The sequence below is a fragment of the Chryseobacterium ginsenosidimutans genome (assembly GCF_039536845.1).
GTDB lineage: Bacteria > Bacteroidota > Bacteroidia > Flavobacteriales > Weeksellaceae > Chryseobacterium > Chryseobacterium ginsenosidimutans_B.
This window is the reverse complement of record NZ_BAAAZJ010000016.1, coordinates 298,489-317,832: the sequence shown is the minus strand read 5'-3', so window position 1 is coordinate 317,832 and position 19,344 is coordinate 298,489. Positions and strand designations below refer to the sequence as shown.

Below are 19,344 nucleotides of genomic sequence, written 5' to 3'. Positions count from 1 at the left end.
GCGGAAACGAAGTTTCCGCGCCGAATTATATCTAAAAGATTGTCAATTACTAAGCTAATTTCTGAGAATCCGCAATAAATTGAGCCAATCCGCTGTCTGTTAATGGATGTCTTAGCAAGCTCAAGATCGGAGGAAGTGGGGACGTGATCACATCAGCACCAATTTTAGCACAATCAATAATGTGCATTTGGTGACGGATAGAAGCTGCTAAAATTTCAGTTTCATACATATAGTTATCAAAAATCAATCTGATTTCCTGGATCAAAGCTAATCCGTCAGTTGAAATATCATCAAGTCTTCCTAAGAACGGAGAAACATAAGTTGCACCGGCTTTTGCTGCCAAAAGAGCTTGTCCTGCAGAGAAAATCAATGTACAGTTAGTTTTGATTCCTTTGTCAGAAAAATATTTTAATGCTTTGATACCATCTTTAATCATTGGTATTTTCACTACGATATTTGGGTGGATTGCTGCCAATTCATCACCTTCTTTTATCATTTCTTCGTAAGTTGTAGAAAGAACTTCCGCAGAAATATCTCCGTCTACGATTTCGCAGATTGCTTTATAATGATTTTTAATCGCTTCAGCTCCCTGAATACCTTCTTTTGCCATTAATGAAGGGTTTGTTGTTACTCCATCAAGGATTCCAAGATCTTTAGCTTCTTTAATTTGCTCTAGATTAGCAGTGTCAATAAAAAATTTCATTTGTTTTACAGATTTATTTTATACAAAGATAAACATTCCTTTTTGAGTGGAAAATTTTAATTTGGTTTAACGTTTCAGGTTTAAGTTTTTTTAATAAATAGATGCTTCGACGGAGCTCAACATGATACCGCTGATCAGAATATTGCTTAGACATTTAGTATTAGAAGTGTCATGCTGAGCTCCGTCGAAGCATCTTAATATATTCCAATAACTGCAAAAATCGTATTTTTACTTATCATGGAAAACAACCACTTCACAGCAACATTAGAAATCATCGGCATCAATCCTTTTGTTTTCGTTCCTGAAGAAATCTTAAACCAGATTTTCGAAAGATCAGGAAAGAATAAAAGTCCGATTCCCGTGAAAGGAACTGTAAATGGTAAAGAATTTAAGCAAAACCTGATGAAATATTTAGGAGAATGGCGATTATATATTAATTTAACAATGCTTAAAAATTCACCCAAAAGAGTAGGTGAAATAATTGAAGTTTTTGTTGAATTTGATGATTCCGACAGATCGATTTCCATTCATCCACAATTGGAGAGGGCAATTAAAGAAAGTTCTGTTGCTTCTGCAAACTTTGAAAACCTGATTCCATCAAGGAAATTAGAATTAATCCGATATATTAACAATCTTAAAACCGAAGAAAGCATCAAAAGAAATATTGAAAAAATCATCCGGCATCTGCATGGTGAAACTGATTTTTTCGGCAAGAAAATTAATTAAAGTAAAAATCAAAAAAAATCCGGAAAATTTTTCCGGATTTTTTATTTATGAATTTAAAACTTTGTTAAGTTTTACAGCATCCTGATTGGTTGGATCATACTGTATCGATTTGGCAATATGTTCTTTCGCTTTAGCAGGATCACTTTGCTGTTCGGCAAATGCGATGTAAAAATAAGCGTAAGCCAGATTTTTCTTATTCTGTTCCACTTCTTCTGGTTTTACAGTCGCGATATATTTTTCATAAGAAAGTTTTGCATTGGCATCATCTTTAGCAGATTGATAAGCATATGCCTGACTGTAATATGATGGAGCCCAATCCGGTAATAGAGCGGATATTTTTTTCCACGTATTGATTGCATTTGTCCAGTCTGAAGCTTCCTGATAAGCTCCGGCAAGTTTTGCCAATGCTTCTGTATCTTTTGGATTGGCTTCAATTTGTTTTTTAAGACCATCAATAGTTGGGTTACCTGATTGGCTTGTAGCAGCAGTACTAGCTGTATTATTTGCGCTATCTGTTTGAGTCGTTTGTGCATTTAAAAAACTTGCACCTCCAATAAGCATTAAACCTAAAAACAGATTTTTGATATTAATTTTAGTCATTTTCATATTCTTACATTTTAAAATTTCTAAATTTTAAAGTTCAATAATAATTCCACAAAGACGTAAATTTTAGAAGCTTTAAGTTTTTTTAGAAAATATTAACGGGATAACTATTTTTTTAGCTTAATTTTTGATTCGTTGGCATTTGCGGTTTATCTTTGTGATTCAACTGTTTTTTTATTAATCAATATATTTCCCTGTATGAATATCATCTTAGCCTCAACTTCCACACTTTTCGGTGGAGAATATTTAGAATATTTAAGAGAAGAATTAATTAAATTATATGAAGGAATCGATGAAATAATTTTCGTTCCTTTCGCCCGACCAGGAGGGATTTCCCACGAAGATTACACTGCAAAAGCATGCTCCTTCTTTGAAACGATAAATATAAAAGTGAAAGGCCTTCACGAATTTGAAGATAAAATTGAAGCCGTAAACAAAGCAAAAGGGTTTTTTACAGGTGGCGGAAATACATTTTTATTGGTTAAAACTTTACATGAAGAAGGTTTAATGTCTGTTTTAAAATCAAATATAGAAAATAGAAAACCTTATTTGGGATGCAGTGCAGGAAGTAATATTGGTGGGCAAAACATGAAGACAACGAACGATATGCCAATTGTTTATCCACAGAGTTTTGATTGTATGGGATTGGTTCCCTTCAACTTAAATCCACATTACTTAGATCCGAATCCTGATTTGAAACACAACGGAGAAACCAGAGAAACCAGAATTAAAGAATTCCTGACTCAAAATGATTTAAAAGTTGTCGGACTTCGTGAAGGAAACTGGATCAGAAAAATAGGAAATAAAATTACAGTGGAAGGAAATGAATTGACAAGGATTTTCGAAAAAGATAAAGAACCTTACGAGATCGAAGCGGGCTCAGAACTATAATTTTTAATTTAATTATATTTGAATAAGGTTAAAAGGTGCTTCGACAGGCTCAGCATGACAATGCTAATAATTAATTGCTAATAAAAAACGTTTCGTATTAGAAATATCATGCTGAGCCTGTCGAAGCATTTAAATAGGTAATTGAATTTACAAGAGAATTAAAAAAATGAAAAAGGCATTTGGTGTTCTTACTTTATCAACACAGATTATTTTTGCTCAGAATATTACTCAAAAACTGGATGCTGTAACCAAGAGTCTAATGGATTCTTCGGGAGCAATTTCGTCGGGGTTATCTTTTTATGTTTCCGATGAAAACGGAAATTTAATTTATGATTATCAGGGAAGTAAAGGACTTTCAACAGCTTCTACGCAGAAAATATTCACGGCAGCTGCAGCTTTGGAAACGTTGGGCAAAAATTATACATTTAAAACAACTTCAAGCTATTCAGGAAGTATTTCAGGGGGGAATCTGAGCGGAAATCTTTTCGTCAGTTCAACCGGAGATCCTACATTAGGAAGCTGGAGATATGATGCCTACAAACCTGAAAATTTTAAACAAAAATTAATTGAAGCCGTAAAAAAATCAGGAATTAAAAAAATTTCGGGTGATCTTGTTATTGACGATTCTTATTTCGACCATCAGACAATTCCGGGAGGTTGGCCGTGGGACGATTTGGGGAATTATTACGGAGCCGGAGTTTGGGGGATAAACTGGCGTGAAAATCAGTTTGATATCAATATTAACGGAACAGAATTCAAAAACTTTTCTTATCCTTTGGAAGGCATCAATTGGTTGAATGATGTGAAAGTTGGAGGAAGTTCGGATCAAAGTCTGATTTTTACAGCACCGCATTCCAATGTGGCTTTAATTAACGGAACTTTACCAGCAAAAACAGTCACAGTTTCAGGTTCTACTCCTAATCCGCCTTTGCAATTAGGGGTTGAAGTGAAACAATGGTTAAAAGAATCAGGAATTGAATTTACCGGAAAAGTAGTGACTAATTCTCAACTTGAAATTGAGGGAAAGAAACCGCTTGAAGTTCCGAAAAGTAATGTGATTCTTACCTACGAATCTCCGACTTTAGATAAAATTGTTTATTGGTTTTTGAGGAAAAGTATTAATTTTTATGGTGAAACGCTAATTAAAACGTTAGGAAAAGAGAAAAAAGCAAACCCGAGTTTTAAAAGTGGAGTAGCGTTTCTGAAAGAATTCTGGAAATCAAAAGGAATCAATCCGAATATGATCAATTTTGCCGATGGAAGCGGACTTTCACCACAAAATTATGTAGCTGCAAAAGCTGAAGTTCAGGCTTTGCTGTACGCTAAAAAACAACCTTGGTTTGATTCTTACTACGATGGTTTTCCAACGCAGGACAATGGAATGAAAATGAAAAGCGGAACCATGAAGGATACCAAATCTTTTGCTGGCTATCATACTTCGAAAGATGGAAAAAAATATGTATTTTCAATCATTATTAACAATTATCAGGGAAGCGGAAGTACAGAACTGCAGAAAATTCTGAATGTATTAAAATAAATTACTTTGAAAAAATCCATAGTTTCAAGATTAAATAACTGGATCATTTTTGTTTTGATGACAATTGTTGTTCTTACAGTTGTTATAGCTTCTACGATTCTGATTAACTTTCTTCGAAAGGAAGAGGTTAAAAGAGTCGATATTTTAGTGAGTGCTTTGAAATTCCAACAGGAAGTAGCCAATCCTAATTTGGAAATTCAGGCATTACTTCTTCAAATTTATAGCTCAAATACCACAATCCCTCTGATTATTTTAGATAAGCATGATCAGATTATAGAGCATAAAAATATTCCTCAGGATATAGAAAATGATCCTTTAAAAATAGTTGGTCTGGCGAAGAAAATGGCAAAAAGCTATACACCTATTGAAATTGAAATTGTAAAAGGAAACAAGCAGGTCGTTTTTTATGACAATTCTCCTTTGTTGAACAATTTGCGTTATTCTCCATTTATATTAGGATTTTTTATTTTGTGTTATTTCTTATTTTCATTTTGGTTTTTTAGAACGATTAAAAAAACTGACGAAGGCTATCTTTGGGCGGGCTTGGCGAAAGAAACAGCTCACCAGATCGGAACCCCGTTATCATCAATGATAGGCTGGATGGAAATCATGAAACTCGATGATCCCGATTCTGAAGGCGTTCATGAGATTGAAAAAGATATTGAAAGATTAAGAACTATTTCTGAAAGGTTTTCTAAGATTGGTTCCGTTCCAGAGCTGAATGACAGAGATTTCAATACAACGATTCAGGAAAATTACGATTATTTAAAAACTAGAATTTCACGAAAAATCAATTTTGGCTTACATCTTCCGAGCTATGATATTTCTGTTCCGCACAACAAAATTCTGATGAGCTGGGTAATCGAAAATCTGGTGAAAAATGCTGTAGATGCAATGAAAGGGGAAGGTTCAATCTCAATGTCCGTTTTTGAACGTAATAAAAATATTTTAGTCGAAGTTCAGGATAACGGAAGCGGAATGACAAAGCAACAGGCAAGAAATGCTTTTAAACCGGGTTATTCAACAAAAAAAAGAGGTTGGGGATTAGGATTGTCATTGGCAAAAAGAGTAGTGCAGGAATATCATAACGGTGATATTAGAATTACCCAGACAGAAGTGGGAAAGGGGACGACTTTTAGGATAATGATCAAGAAAGCGTAATTTAAACACTAATAAACACAAATGTTTTCACTAATCACACAAATTTTAAAGTGTTTATTTGTGAAAATATTAGTGAAGATTTGTGTTTAAAAACAACAAAGCGGAGAAAATTCCCCGCCTAATTATTAATTTTTCAATTTTAATTCTTCATTAAAACTTATTTCTTTCCGGTCAGCCACTGATTCTGAAGTTTCTGTTCTGCAGGCGTTGGATTAGCTTTAAATGCAAGTGTCTCCACTGTCATTTTATCAAGAACAGCTTTTCCTTTAAGGTCGATTTTATCGGTTTTATCACCATTCTTTCTTAGAACTGTTACCGTTACGTTTTGTCCTTCTTTCACGGTTTTGGCATAACCAATAAATTCCTGAATATTTTGAATGTTGATTGTTTTTCCGTCCAAAGCAACGATTTTATCTGTAATTTTAAATCCTATACTTTTTGAGAAAGGTGATAATGCTGAACTTTCGTCAAATACAAATGCGTTGTCCTTATCATCATAACCTGTCTGTTGTGGATCTTTAATAAACCAGAAAATCGGTGGCGTTTCCTGTTTTTTTGCTTCTACACCTACCTGATTCAGATATTCTATATAAGGAGTTGGCTGGCTTCCCGCAATGTATTTGTTATAGAAATCTCTTACTTGAGGATAACCTGTAACCGCTACCAGTTCATCAATTAATTTATCATCTTTAAAAGGCTTGTTTTCACCAAATCTCTGAGATAATTTTCTGATCATATCACGATAACCCATTTCACCGTTTGACAGTTTTCTTAATTCAATATCAAGGCACATTGCCAAAAGCGCACCTTTTTCGTAAACGTTTCTGTATTGATCTTTATATTCGTCCTGAAGAACATTTTTACTCATCACCGTAAAAGGCATTGTGTCGTTATAGTTCTTAGAATTTGTAATTTTTTCGTTCATTCTTTGAAGGAATTCGTCTTTATTGATCAAACCTTCCTGAATCTGGAACAAATTAGCAAAATATTCCGTTCCGCCTTCATACATCCAAAGATGCTGAGACATTTTCGGATCTGCATAATCGAAGTAATGAATTTCTTCCGAATGCGTTTTCAAAGGATTCACCGTATGGAAAAATTCGTGAGAAACCACATCGGTAATTGTTTTGTCAATCGCTTCTTTAGGCATCATTTCAGGCAGTACAACACTTGTAGATTCGTGGTGTTCCAATGCTCCGAAACCTTTTATCTGCGGTCCTTCACCTCCGGAAAGATAAAGCATGATCGCATATTTTTTATTGGTGTTCATATCGCCCAAAAATTTCTTTTGAGCTATAACCATTTTTTCTAAATTTTCTTTAAAATCTGCAGCTTTATATTTTCCTGTCGGAGAATAAACGCCTAAGACAAGATCCATTCCGCCTGCGTTGAACGTAATGTAATCCGGTTTTGTATACATCAATGGAGAATCTGTTACTTTAGCATAATTGGCTAACGTAAAAGTGTCTGTCGATTCAGATTTATCCTGATCCACCAAAGCTGTTGTTCCGTAGAAATCAGTCGGCTTTTGAATCACCAATTGATAAGGAACATCCTGCATATTGTCGATATATCCTACAAAACCATGAGTATTTACCAGGTAAATTTTTCCTTGCTCAATATCTGTTCCTGAAGGTGAAAATACGGCTTTATGCTTTGAAGCATCCAATTCATCATCAAAACTGTCATTAACAAAGTAAGTAACTTTAGTTAAATTTTGCGCATTCTTTAATGAATAGGTATTATCATTAACTTTTGTGAAAGTCAATTCCTTTCCTTTATTATCAAAAAACTTGATACCTTCCACGAATCTTCCGTAATCATCGATAGAATACGTTCCCGGAACAGTTTTAGGAAAGTGAAATTTCACATCTCCCGATTTCATCTTTGGGAATTCCATCGTAACGGCAACTTTATCGTCTTTTACATTTACAAGATCGATTGTCGTTTTGATAGATTGAGCATTAACTAAAAAGGTCGTTAAAACTCCTAAACTTAGTGCTATTTTTTTCATTGAGTTCAAATTATAGTTAAATAGTTGCTGAAAAAGTAAATTTGTTACGAAATGGTGTATTAAACTTTTCTTAAAATTAAAAAGTCAACATTGTAAAATTAAAAAAGCTTAAAAAAAAGAAGGGCAAAACTGCAATTTTGTCCTTCTTTTAGATTATTGAACTTTCTTATAATCAATATAATAATTCTGGTTAAATTCTACCGGACTATCTTTCTTTAGTTTTACGGTTTGCCATTCTTCGGTCGGATTAATGGTTGTACCCTGAACGATGATCGGAAGTTTTAAGTTTTTAACAATATTGGTATATCGGAATTTTAATTCTTCTCCTTTCTGCGAATATTCTAAAGTCGGAATTTTTGTAGTTCTCAGATATTGGTTAAACACAGTTGAAAAATCAATTCCGGATTTTTTTGAAATATAGTTTTCAATTTGTTCCGTTGTTACCGTTTGATGGTAAAAATCTTTATTAATACCTCTTAAAATCTCCCTGAATTTTTCGTCATTATTGATAACCTGACGAATTGTGTGAAGCATACTTGCTCCTTTTGGATACATATCGCCGCTTCCTTCATTTCTTACACCATATTTTCCGATGATCGGATAATCATTATCAACAGTTCTATGGATTCCCTGCATGTAAGTATCCGCAGATTTTTTATCCATATACTTTTCAGTGAAAAGAACTTCAGAATACATTGTAAACCCTTCGTGAACCCACATATCTGCTTGATCTTTAGCTGTAATATTATTCGCAAACCACTCATGTCCGCTTTCATGAATGATGATATAATCCCAGTTTAGACCAACTCCCGTGCCCGAAAGATCATTTCCTAAATACCCGTTTTGATATCCGTTTCCATAGGCAACGTTGCTTTGATGTTCCATTCCAAGGTATGGTGAATCGACCAATTTATAAGAGTCTTCATAGAAAGGATACGGTCCGAACCAGTATTCAAACGCAGAAAGCATTGGTTTTACCTGTTGAAACTGTTTTTTAGCTTTTTCTAAATTATAATCTATAACCCAATAATCTAAATCGAGTTTTCCTTTTTCTCCGTTGAAAGTGTCTTTAAAATTCACATATTTGCCAATATTCGGAATGATAGAATAGGCATTAATCGGATTTTTAACTTCCCAGGTATAAGACATTTTATCGCCCTGAGCTTTTTTGTCGATCAATTTTCCGTTTCCGACACCCACTAAATCTTTAGGTGTAATAATCTTCATCACGACTCCGTTATCCGGCTCATCGCTCCAGATATCTTTTGTAGGAAGCCATATTGAGGCTCCGATTCCTTCATCGGCAACGCTCATCCACGGATTTCCTTTTTCGTCTTTTGTAAAAACCCAGCCTCCGTCCCAAGGCGCACGTTTTGCAATCGTAGGATTTCCGGAATAGGTTACGTCAATCGTATATTTTTCGCCTTTTTTGAAGTTTTTATTGGTTTTAATCCAAATAAAGTCGCCATCCTGTTTGTAATCGGCAATGGGAAAACTTGCTTCCACTTTATCTGCTTTCATTGGTTGCTGAAGATCAATCTGAAAGGTAGGATTTGCAACGTCTTTGATGATCTCAAAACTGATTTTATTGTTTCCTTTGATACTTTTCTTTGTAAAATCGGGTTCTACAGAAAGATCATATTTTTTTACATCCCAAAAATTTCGGAATTGAGTGTTTGAACCTTTTAAAGTATCTTGTTTTGTGAAAGTTTTATCTTTTTCGAAGAACTGCCCGAAAACCAATCCTGAAGCAAATAAAAGTGTATATGAAAGCTTTTTCATCTGAATTAAAATTAATTTACTAAAAATAAGAATTAATCGACTATAATAATTTAAAAGTTTAAGCTATTATATTTTTGATTAGACGAAGGAAAGGAAATTTTGTTACATTTTTGAAAACTATTTCCGAGTTTACCTGTTAAGTCCAGAGTATATAAATTCCCCTCCTTTGGAGGGGTGGCGAAAATTCTGAAAGAATTTTTGACGGGGTGGTTTAATACAAAATAATTTACGGATATTCTTTAGATTCATACGAATAACAAACTTTGATCGTATTACAGAAAGTTTCAAAATTCCGACAAAAATCCTAGCCCCGATTGCAGAGAAAATCCTTTTTTGAAAAAAAAGATTGCAGCGGAAAGCGGGAAAAAGCTCCAAAAAAAATCCCGCAGAATTAATCTACGGGAAAACATTTTAAATTTTAAAAAAAGATTTTATCTCAAAATTATTTCTGAACAGCAGGTAAGTTTCCAGCAGATTTCTGTACTTTTTTATAAGTGTAAGAACACATTAAAATACTGAATTCATAAAGTAAAAGTAATGGTAAAGCTGCCATCATCATACTCAAAACATCGGCAGGAGTAATAATTGCAGCTACAACCATAATCAAAACAATGGCGTGGCGACGGTAAGTCCTCATAAATACCGGTGTCAAAATTCCGATAGTTGTAAGGAAATAGATAAGAACAGGGAAAAGGAAAATGACTCCCATTCCCAAGATAACCTGCAAAAATAATGCTGTATAATCGCTCAGGTCATAAAGCGGAACAATGATATCTGAAATTTTAAAGATAACTCCAAAATTAATAGCAAAAGGGAGGATTAAAAAATATCCGCATAAAACACCCGTCATGAACAAAATCCAAACCGAATTGATAATAAAGATTGAATTCTTTCTTTCTTTCGGATGTAAAGCCGGACTGATGAATCTCCAAAGTTCCCAAACGATGTAAGGAAAAGCCGCAACAATTCCGCCAAAAATGGAAACCGCCATCATAACATTAAACTGCTGATAAAGCTTGCTTGCACGAACCGGGAAGTCTTTAGGAAGGTGAATGCTGTCTTCACCCAGGATCATTTTTGAAAAGTGATTGACTACTTCAAAAGTCGGAAAATCGTTTCTCGTAGGACCAAAAAAGATATGATCCATGATCCAGTTGATATTAAAGCCTACAGCAAAAGCAGCAATAATAATAGCAATGATAGAACGTACAAGATGACCTCTTAATTCTCCAATATGCCCAAGAAAGGACATGTCTTTACCTTCACTCACAGAATAATATTTTTTAAGGACTCAAATTTATGAAAAAAGTTTCACTAAAATAGGAAGTTATGAAAGGGAAACGGGAAGTTTAATATTCAGCCTAATTAATTCCTTCGTCCAGCAATTTATGCAGATCTATAATTCCGAAATATTTTCCGTTTTCCGTTACGATAAGCTGTCCGATGTTGTTTTCTTTTAAAATTTTCATGGCTTCTTTCGCCAAAGCTGTTCTTTCGATCGTTTTTGGATTGGCAGACATGATGTCTTTTGCTAAAACTTTGGAAATATCATCACCTTTCATCAGCATTCTTCTCAAATCCCCATCTGTGATTACACCGATAATTTCATTTTCATTGGTGACAACCGTAATTCCGTGTCTTGAACTGCTTATTGAAATAATAACATCCTTAACGGTTTCATTTTCCGTAACATGAGGCTTTTGTGAAGAAAGAAAATCGTCAACTTTTGAGATTAAATTTTTCCCTAAACTTCCACCCGGATGAAATTTTGCAAAATCATTTGCTTTAAAATCATTCATCTCCATCAAAGAAACTGCCAACGCATCTCCAAGAGCCATTTGCAGCGTTGTTGAGCTTGTTGGAGCCAATTTGTTCGGGCAGGCTTCCATGTCAACGTGAGTATCTAAAATAACTTCGGAAAATTCGGCAAGTTTACTTGATTTATTTCCTGTCATTCCTATTAATGCAGAAGAATAATCTTTTAAATAAGGAACCAAATTTACAATTTCAGGTGAATTGCCTGAGTTTGAAATACATAAAACAACATCCTGCTTCTGAATCACCCCCAAATCTCCGTGAATAGCCTCTGAAGCATGAAGAAATTGTGAAGGAGTTCCTGTGGAATTCAATGTTGCCACAATTTTATTTCCTACATGGGCAGATTTTCCGATTCCTACAACAATCAATTTTCCTTTTGCGGAATGAATGATCTCAACTGCTTTTACAAAATCGTCGTCGAGTCTGTTTTTAAGTTTTTCAAGTTCCGAAATTTCTATTTCTAAGGTTGTTCTCGCAATTGAAATAATATTGGCTTTTTCCATTTTTCTTTTATAGGTGTACAAAAAATCGCTAAAAAAACGTTATATTTAAAAAAGAATAATTTACATAAATTTTATTTTTATAAATTCGTTCGCTTTTATTTTAAGCGAAAAATTCATAACTTTGGATTAGATGCAAATTTAGCAATAGAAAATTAGATGAGCGCAAAAAAAGCCAATTTATCAGGCGAATTGAAAAAATACTTCGGGTTTTCTACTTTTAAGGGACAACAAGAACAAATTATAGAAAACCTGTTGGAAGGAAAGGATATATTTGTATTGATGCCGACAGGAGGTGGTAAATCCTTATGTTATCAGCTTCCGGCACTTATTTCAGAAGGCACGGCAATTGTAGTTTCTCCTTTGATCGCGTTAATGAAAAATCAGGTAGATGCCGTGAATGGTCTTTCTTCTGAGGATGGAGTAGCACATGTTTTGAATTCATCATTAAATAAAACGCAGACCAAACAGGTTTTCGATGATATTAAAAGTGGTAAGACAAAACTTTTGTATGTAGCTCCGGAATCGCTGATTAAGGAAGATTATTTAGAGTTTTTGAAAGATGTTAAAATTTCTTTCGTTGCGATAGATGAAGCACACTGTATTTCAGAATGGGGGCATGATTTCAGACCCGAATACAGAAATCTCAAATCAATTATCGACAAAATTGCAGATGTTCCTGTGATTGCTTTGACGGCTACAGCAACTCCCAAAGTTCAGGATGATATCCAGAAAACTCTAGGAATGGCTAATGCATTGGTTTTCAAAGAAAGTTTCAACAGACCGAATCTTTATTATGAAGTACAGCCAAAAGTAAATGTAGATAAGGAAATCGTAAAATTTATAAGTCAAAATAAAGCAAAATCAGGAATTGTATACTGTTTGAGCCGAAGAAAAGTTGAAGAATTTGCTCAGCTTTTACAGGTAAACGGAATCAATGCTCTGCCTTATCATGCTGGTCTTGACCAAAAGATAAGGGTGGCAAATCAGGATAAATTCCTCATGGAAGAAGCAGATGTCATTGTAGCAACCATCGCATTCGGAATGGGAATTGACAAGCCGGATGTACGTTTTGTTATTCATTATGATTTTCCGAAATCTTTGGAAAGTTATTACCAGGAAACTGGGCGTGCAGGTCGAGACGGAGGTGAAGGTCATTGTTTGGCGTTCTATGATCCGAAAGACATTGAAAAATTAGAAAAATTTCTGGCTCAAAAGCCTGTTTCCGAGAGAGAAATCGGTTTGCAGCTTTTGAATGAAGTGGTTGGTTATGCCGAAACTTCCATGAGCCGAAGACAGTATATTCTTTATTATTTTGGTGAAAATTTTGATCCGATAAATGGAGACGGAGCAAATATGTGTGATAACTCATCGAATCCTCCAAAATTGAAAGATGCAAGTGATGACTTGTCGAAAGTTCTCGAATTAATCAATGATACTGGTGAGAAATTTAAATCAAAAGATTTAATTTCAGTGATTGTCGGAAAGGAAAACGCTGTAACGAAGTCTTATAAACTTGAGCAAAATTCCTATTTCGGTTTTGGAAAAGAGAAAACAGAGAATCATTGGAAAACTATCTTAAGACAGGCAACCGTTCAGAATTTTTTACAAAAAGATATTGAAACATACGGTGTTTTAAAAATGTCTGAAAAAGGAAAATTAGCTTTAAATAATAAACTTGAACAGCCATTTTTAATTGCAGAAGACAGAGAATTTGATCTTTCTCAGACAAAAGCAGAAAGTGATCAGATTCAAATGCAGTCTGCAGGTGGATTGGATCAGAATTTATTCAATTTATTAAAGGAATTAAGAAAAAAAGTTGCCAAAAAGCACGGAATTCCGCCTTACACGGTTTTCATGGATCCAAGTCTTGAAGATATGACGGTTCAGTATCCGATCACGGTAGACGAAATCGCAAAAATCTATGGAGTTGGGGAAGGAAAAGCTAAGAAATATGGTAAAGAATTCGCAGATTTTATCAATAAATATGTAGAAGACAATAATATCGAACGTACTCAGGATATGGTGCTAAAGCAGGTTGCGAATAAATCCAGTCACAAAGTTTTCATCATTCAGAGTACGGATAAAAAAATAGACCTTGAAGATATTGCAAGAGCCAAAAATATTTCAATGGATGAACTGTTGAAAGAGATGGAACGTATTGTTTATCAGGGAACTAAGTTGAATATTGATTACTATATCGAAGACAATTTTGATGAAGATATTGTAGACGGTTTTATGGAATTCATGAACGAATCTGATAGCGACAGCATGAAAATCTTATTGGATGAATTCGGCGACGAACTTTCTGATGAAGAAGTGAGAATGTTGAGAATAAAATTTATCAGCGACGTCGCAAACTAAGATGATTTTAAACGATAACGAAATAATTTTAAAAGAAATTCTTCCACGGAAGAGTTTCTTTTTTAATACAACAGAAAAGTTGAGAATTGTTTTTTCAATTTTTTATCTTTTAGTTGCCCTGTTTTTTATAAATAATAAATCTCCTGTTCTTATATTTGGAGTTTTAATGCTTTGTGTAGGACTATATTTTGCTATTTTTAAATGGATTTTAAAATATTTTGATTTAAAAAGCAATTATTATATCATAACAAATCAAAGAATAATTATTGCAGAAAAATCTACTAATGATATTGAAAAACAAATAAAGTTCATAGAAATTGATCAGATCAATGCTGAAATGAACAGTCAATTTTTTGGAAATATAATTTTCGGAGAACCTGAAACTATTTTTGGAAGAAATGACGAACCATTTTCGTTTTTCAAAAGAAGCGGAATGAATTTCGATGAAGACAAGTATGCCTTTTTAAGTGTAGAAAATATTAACGAGATTCTTCCTGTTTTTGAAGAGTTGGGTTTGAAGGTTAAGAAAACTTTTTACTAACTTTACAGTGATGAAAAAGATTTCTGTCATATTTATTCTGCCGGATTTGGAAACCGGAGGCGCAGAAAGGATTGTTACCACCATTGCGAATCACCTCTCCCGAGATCGATTTGAGCCTAAGATTTTGCTTTTACGGAAAAAAGGCGGTTATCTCAATTTTTTGGAAAAAGATGTTGAAATTATCGATATTAATACCGAAAGAATCAGGCATTCTTTAAAACCTATTTTAAGGGAAATTTACAGAAGAAAACCAGATATTGTTTTCTCAGGTTTTGGTGAAGTAAATGCTTATTTGTCATTATTTATCAAACTTTTTCCGAGGACAAAATTCATTGCAAGGGAAACCAATGTAGTGAGTGAACATGTTACCCGAAAAGAAATAAAATTTTTCTACAATTTTTATAATAATTACCAGAGAATTATTGCGCAAAGTGATGATATGAAGAAGGACTTAATTGATAATTTTAATATCAGGCACAACAAAATTGTCAAGATTAATAATCCTGTGGATTTTGATTTTATTAATGCAAAACTTGAAACTTCTACAAAACCCGAAAGTTTTAAATACAATTATAAAAACGTTGTAGCCATCGGGAATTTATCTGCCAGAAAGGGTTTTGATAATTTGTTGAAGGTTTTTTCAAGACTTAAAAATGAAAATGTTATTCTTCACATTTTAGGAGACGGGCAGGATCGTGAAATTCTTCATCAGATGAAAGATTTTCTGGGACTAAAACACGTTGTTTTTCATGGAAGACAGGAAAACCCGTATCAGTTTTTAAAGTTTGCAGATTTGTTCATTCTTTCGTCAAGGTATGAAGGTTTTCCAAATGTTTTATTGGAAGCCGGAGCTTGCGGAACCTATTCTTTAGCCAATAATTGTCCCGGCGGAATCAATGAAATTATTCAGGATAATACCAATGGAGAAATTGCTGATATTGAAAATCATGAAGATTTTGCTGAGAAAATTCTTACTATTCTGCAAAGAAGTTATGACCGAGATTCAATAAAAAATTCAATAAAATCTAGGTTTTCGAAGAATATTATTTTAGATAAATATGAAAAGGTTTTAATGGATCTGATGAAATAGCATTTTGCACATTTGCCTTATAGAGTCTTATTTTCTTACATTTGACCTCTGAAAAATCAACATAATCAATGAATAAAATCGCCCAAATCGGATGCGCTTGTGAAAAACCTACCTCAAATTATACTGAATATAGGAGTTCTGAATTAGGCATAGATCATACTAGCGGAAGACATGCAGAAGTAACGATTCAACAGTGCAAATTGTGTCAGAGAATATGGATTCATTATTTTGTTGAATTTGAAAGTTTTCCTAAATCCGGAAGATGGTACAAAGGGATCGTTTCTAAAAAAGACCGCTCACAAATAACTCCCGAAAATGCAGTGGAATTTCTGGAAAACCTTGAATGGTATGTGTATGGAGGATCGTATTTTGAAAGTACTGGAACTTTTGGACAAGGGAAAATGAATGTTGATTTATAATTTTCCATTACACTGAAAACTTCTATTAATTTATACTCTTAAGATATTTTCAATAAATATGAGGAAATTTTGGTGGATTAAATGATTACAATAAAAATATAGATGCTTCGACAGGCTCAGCATGACAACGCTAAAAATTTAACGTTAAATAAAACAGTTAGTATTAGAGATGTCATGCTGAGCCTGTCGAAGCATCCCAATTTAGTCTTACTTTAATTAAAAATATACAGCTTTAAATCCATCTCAAAAATTTGACAAATCTCACTTTCTCACGTGGTAATTAATCAGTAAATTTGTAAGAATAAAGAAAGTTAATAATAAACAAATTCATAAAATAACATGAGTCAATTCGATGTTACCGTAATCGGTTCTGGTCCTGGTGGTTATGTTGCTGCAATCCGTGCTGCACAATTAGGTTTCACAACAGCAATTATTGAAAAATATCCAACTTTGGGAGGAACTTGCCTTAACGTAGGATGTATTCCCTCAAAAGCGCTTTTAGATAGCTCTGAGCATTTTGAGAACGCAAAACACAATTTTGCAGGTCACGGAATCATTATCAACGAGCCTCAAGCTGATATCGCAAGAATGATCGAGCGTAAAAATGAGGTAGTAAAACAAAATACAGACGGAATCAATTACCTGATGAACAAAAACAAAATCACTGTTTTTGAAGGTGTTGGAAGCTTCGAATCTGCAACTCAGATCAAAGTGACGAAAAACGACGGTTCTACGGAAACGATCGATTCAAAATATACAATCATTGCAACAGGTTCTAAGCCATCTTCTTTACCTTTCATTACTTTAGATAAAGAAAGAGTGATTACTTCTACGGAAGCTTTAAATCTTAAGGAAATTCCTAAACATTTAGTAGTTATCGGAGGTGGAGTTATTGGTCTTGAATTAGGTTCTGTTTACCTAAGATTAGGAGCTCAGGTAACGGTTGTTGAATTTATGGATAAGATTATTCCTACAATGGATGGAGCTTTAAGTAAAGAATTAACTAAAGTTCTTAAAAAACAAGGAATGAAATTCATGCTTTCTACGGCGGTTTCTGCGGTTGAAAGAAATGGAGATTCTGTGAAAGTTACTGCTAAGGATAAAAAAGGAGAAGAAGTAGTTGTAGAGGGAGATTATTGTTTGGTTTCTGTAGGTAGAAAACCTTACACAGACGGACTTGGATTAGAGAAAGCTGGTGTTGAACTGGACGAAAGAGGAAGAGTAAAAACAAATGATCATTTGCAGACAAACGTTGCCAACATCTACGCAATCGGAGACGTTATCAAAGGTGCAATGTTGGCTCACAAAGCTGAAGAAGAAGGAGTTTTTGTTGCTGAAACATTAGCCGGACAAAAACCTCACATTAACTATAACTTGATTCCGGGTGTTGTTTATACTTGGCCTGAAGTTGCTGGAGTTGGTAAAACTGAAGAGCAGTTGAAGGAAGAAGGTGTTGCTATTAAAGTAGGGTCTTTCCCAATGAGAGCGCTAGGAAGAAGCCGCGCGAGTGGTGATGTTGATGGTTTGGTAAAAATCATTGCAGACGAAAAAACAGACGAAGTTTTAGGAATGCACATTGTAGGAGCAAGAGCTGCAGACCTTATCGCAGAAGGAGTAATCGCAATGGAATTCCGTGCAAGTGCTGAAGATATCGCAAGAAGTTCTCACGCTCACCCGACATATGCAGAAGCTATTAAAGAAGCTGCATTGGATGCAACAGCGAAAAGACCGATTCATATGTAATATTTGATTAAAATATAATCATTTGTATAATTTAAGAGAGACGTTTTGTCTCTCTTTTTTGTATATTGAATAAAAAACATGAGACCATTTTTCTTAGCCATATTTATTTTTATTTCAGGTTTTTCTTTTAGTCAGAATATTAAATCGATCAGTAAAACGGTTGCGGATATCAATCATATAAAAAATTATAAAGTTAAAATCGTTCCTAATTCGTATTTCATGGATAAAAATCAGATTTCAGACAATGGGATTGAACTGAAGGGATTTTATAAAGACGGTAAACTTAAGAAAATTGAACATTTCGTCGGACTTTCATCTTGCGCGATTATTACACAATATTTCTTCTCAGAAAAAGGGAAATTGATTTTTGTTTTAACAAAAACGTACCAAATCGTTGATGAAAACGGGTACATGAAAAATCCTAAATACTTATCAGAAGCAAAATATTATTATATTAATGAAGAACTCAGACAGGTCACGGGAATTTCTGAACATGCCGATTTAGAAGATGGCTATTTAGAAGAGTCCAAAACTCTGAGAAAAGATTTAGAGGAATATAAATAGGTTAAAATTTTCATTTTCCGTACCTTTGTCGACTAATTTATCATACATGCTACTCGGAAAAACTCAGACTTTAAAAATTTCAGAAAAAAATAATTCAGGATGGATCTTAACGGATGAATCCGGTGAAAAAGCTTTTCTGCCAAAAATTTTCACTCAGGATGAAAAAGAAATTGGTGATGAAATTGAGGTTTTTGTGTACCAGGATGACAGTAAATTAAAAGCAACAACAGAAATTCCTCTAGCGGAAGTAGGGGAGTTTGCAGTAATGAGTGCTGTTCAGAGCCTTCCAAGCGGAGCCTTTATGGATTGGGGGATTATTAAAGATTTATTCATTCCTTACAAACAGCAGAAATCTAAAATTGTTGAAGGAAAAAGATATTTGGTCAATATTTATGTTGACGAAGATCTTGATTTGATTACCGGAACAACAAAGTTCAAAAGAAACCCCCAATATGAGAACCTGCCTTTCCAGAAAGGGGACAGAGTTGATCTGATTATGATGAATGAAAGTGAATTGGGCTGGAATGTTGTCATCAATAAAAAATATATCGGGTTAATTTACAGTTCAGATGTTTTCAAAAAGCTATATCCTTTATCGGAAGAGTCAGGCTATATTAAAGAAATTAGAGAGGATGGGAAAATAGATGTTTCTTTACAACCTCAAGGTTTTGAAAATATTGATGAGTTTAAAAAGAAGATTTTAGATAAATTGGAAGAAAATTACGGTTTGCTTCATCTTTCAGACAAATCTACACCGGAAGAGATCAAAGATGAAATTCAGATGAGTAAAAAGAACTTTAAGAAAGCGATCGGCGGACTTTATAAGGATAAAATTATTGATATTTTAGAAGATAAAATCAAATTAATATAAACATAAAAAACGGGCAG

General features: G+C 34.0%; 17 protein-coding genes. 11 read left to right on the top strand and 6 right to left on the bottom strand.

The window, feature by feature from the left end:
• Positions 1-49: 49 nt before the first annotated feature.
• A complete protein-coding gene (gene fsa, locus ABD745_RS20975) occupies positions 50-703 on the bottom strand; it encodes a fructose-6-phosphate aldolase (RefSeq protein ID WP_344834828.1) in 654 nt (217 codons plus the stop codon).
• 237 nt (positions 704-940) lie between these two features.
• On the opposite strand from fsa, the gene ABD745_RS20970 reads away from it, so the two are divergent.
• Positions 941-1,429: a YdeI/OmpD-associated family protein gene (locus ABD745_RS20970; RefSeq protein WP_344834826.1), complete on the top strand. Its 489-nt coding sequence runs from the start codon at positions 941-943 to the stop codon at positions 1,427-1,429.
• Between the two features lie 45 nt (positions 1,430-1,474).
• On the opposite strand, the gene ABD745_RS20965 is transcribed toward ABD745_RS20970, so the two are convergent.
• Positions 1,475-2,035, bottom strand: coding sequence for a tetratricopeptide repeat protein (locus ABD745_RS20965; protein WP_344834824.1), 561 nt, complete (start codon positions 2,033-2,035; stop codon positions 1,475-1,477).
• Between the two features lie 195 nt (positions 2,036-2,230).
• Between ABD745_RS20965 and pepE the strand changes: the two genes are divergently transcribed.
• The 3 genes from pepE (at position 2,231) to ABD745_RS20950 (ending at position 5,621) form a co-directional block, all read left to right on the top strand.
• Entirely contained in the window at positions 2,231-2,923 is a 693-nt protein-coding gene (gene pepE / locus ABD745_RS20960; protein ID WP_344834822.1) for a dipeptidase PepE, read from the top strand.
• 166 nt (positions 2,924-3,089) lie between these two features.
• Positions 3,090-4,460 carry a D-alanyl-D-alanine carboxypeptidase/D-alanyl-D-alanine endopeptidase gene (gene dacB, locus ABD745_RS20955; protein ID WP_344834819.1) on the top strand — a complete coding sequence of 457 codons (1,371 nt, stop codon included), beginning with the start codon at positions 3,090-3,092 and terminating at the stop codon, positions 4,458-4,460.
• A complete protein-coding gene (locus ABD745_RS20950) occupies positions 4,461-5,621 on the top strand; it encodes a sensor histidine kinase (RefSeq protein WP_425549816.1) in 1,161 nt (386 codons plus the stop codon). It abuts the gene before it with no gap.
• A gap of 157 nt (positions 5,622-5,778) precedes the next feature.
• Here ABD745_RS20950 and ABD745_RS20945 read toward each other — a convergent pair whose 3' ends face one another.
• The 4 genes from ABD745_RS20945 to ABD745_RS20930 all read right to left on the bottom strand — a co-directional run bounded on the left by ABD745_RS20945 (position 5,779) and on the right by ABD745_RS20930 (position 11,738).
• Entirely contained in the window at positions 5,779-7,635 is a 1,857-nt protein-coding gene (locus tag ABD745_RS20945; protein WP_344834813.1) for a M61 family metallopeptidase, read from the bottom strand.
• A 153-nt stretch (positions 7,636-7,788) separates the two neighbouring features.
• On the bottom strand, positions 7,789-9,417 hold the full coding sequence (locus tag ABD745_RS20940; protein ID WP_344834811.1) for a M1 family metallopeptidase: 1,629 nt from the start codon (positions 9,415-9,417) through the stop codon (positions 7,789-7,791).
• A gap of 442 nt (positions 9,418-9,859) precedes the next feature.
• Entirely contained in the window at positions 9,860-10,687 is an 828-nt protein-coding gene (tatC, locus tag ABD745_RS20935) for a twin-arginine translocase subunit TatC (RefSeq protein WP_344834809.1), read from the bottom strand.
• A gap of 91 nt (positions 10,688-10,778) precedes the next feature.
• Positions 10,779-11,738: a KpsF/GutQ family sugar-phosphate isomerase gene (locus ABD745_RS20930; RefSeq protein ID WP_344834806.1), complete on the bottom strand. Its 960-nt coding sequence runs from the start codon at positions 11,736-11,738 to the stop codon at positions 10,779-10,781.
• Positions 11,739-11,894: 156 nt separating this feature from the next.
• On the opposite strand from ABD745_RS20930, the gene recQ reads away from it, so the two are divergent.
• The 7 genes from recQ to ABD745_RS20895 all read left to right on the top strand — a co-directional run bounded on the left by recQ (position 11,895) and on the right by ABD745_RS20895 (position 19,327).
• Entirely contained in the window at positions 11,895-14,099 is a 2,205-nt protein-coding gene (recQ, locus tag ABD745_RS20925) for a DNA helicase RecQ (protein WP_344834803.1), read from the top strand.
• Position 14,100: 1 nt separating this feature from the next.
• Positions 14,101-14,640: a hypothetical protein gene (locus ABD745_RS20920; protein ID WP_344834802.1), complete on the top strand. Its 540-nt coding sequence runs from the start codon at positions 14,101-14,103 to the stop codon at positions 14,638-14,640.
• A 10-nt stretch (positions 14,641-14,650) separates the two neighbouring features.
• Positions 14,651-15,730, top strand: a complete 1,080-nt coding sequence (locus ABD745_RS20915; RefSeq protein ID WP_344834799.1) for a glycosyltransferase — start codon at positions 14,651-14,653, stop codon at positions 15,728-15,730.
• Positions 15,731-15,798: 68 nt separating this feature from the next.
• Positions 15,799-16,149: a hypothetical protein gene (locus ABD745_RS20910; protein WP_344834796.1), complete on the top strand. Its 351-nt coding sequence runs from the start codon at positions 15,799-15,801 to the stop codon at positions 16,147-16,149.
• A 339-nt stretch (positions 16,150-16,488) separates the two neighbouring features.
• Entirely contained in the window at positions 16,489-17,892 is a 1,404-nt protein-coding gene (lpdA, locus tag ABD745_RS20905) for a dihydrolipoyl dehydrogenase (RefSeq protein ID WP_344834793.1), read from the top strand.
• A gap of 78 nt (positions 17,893-17,970) precedes the next feature.
• Positions 17,971-18,456 (top strand): hypothetical protein, encoded by a 486-nt coding sequence (locus ABD745_RS20900; protein WP_344834791.1) that lies wholly within the window; start codon positions 17,971-17,973, stop codon positions 18,454-18,456.
• Positions 18,457-18,502: 46 nt separating this feature from the next.
• Positions 18,503-19,327, top strand: a complete 825-nt coding sequence (locus tag ABD745_RS20895; RefSeq protein ID WP_344834789.1) for a CvfB family protein — start codon at positions 18,503-18,505, stop codon at positions 19,325-19,327.
• Positions 19,328-19,344 lie beyond the last annotated feature (17 nt).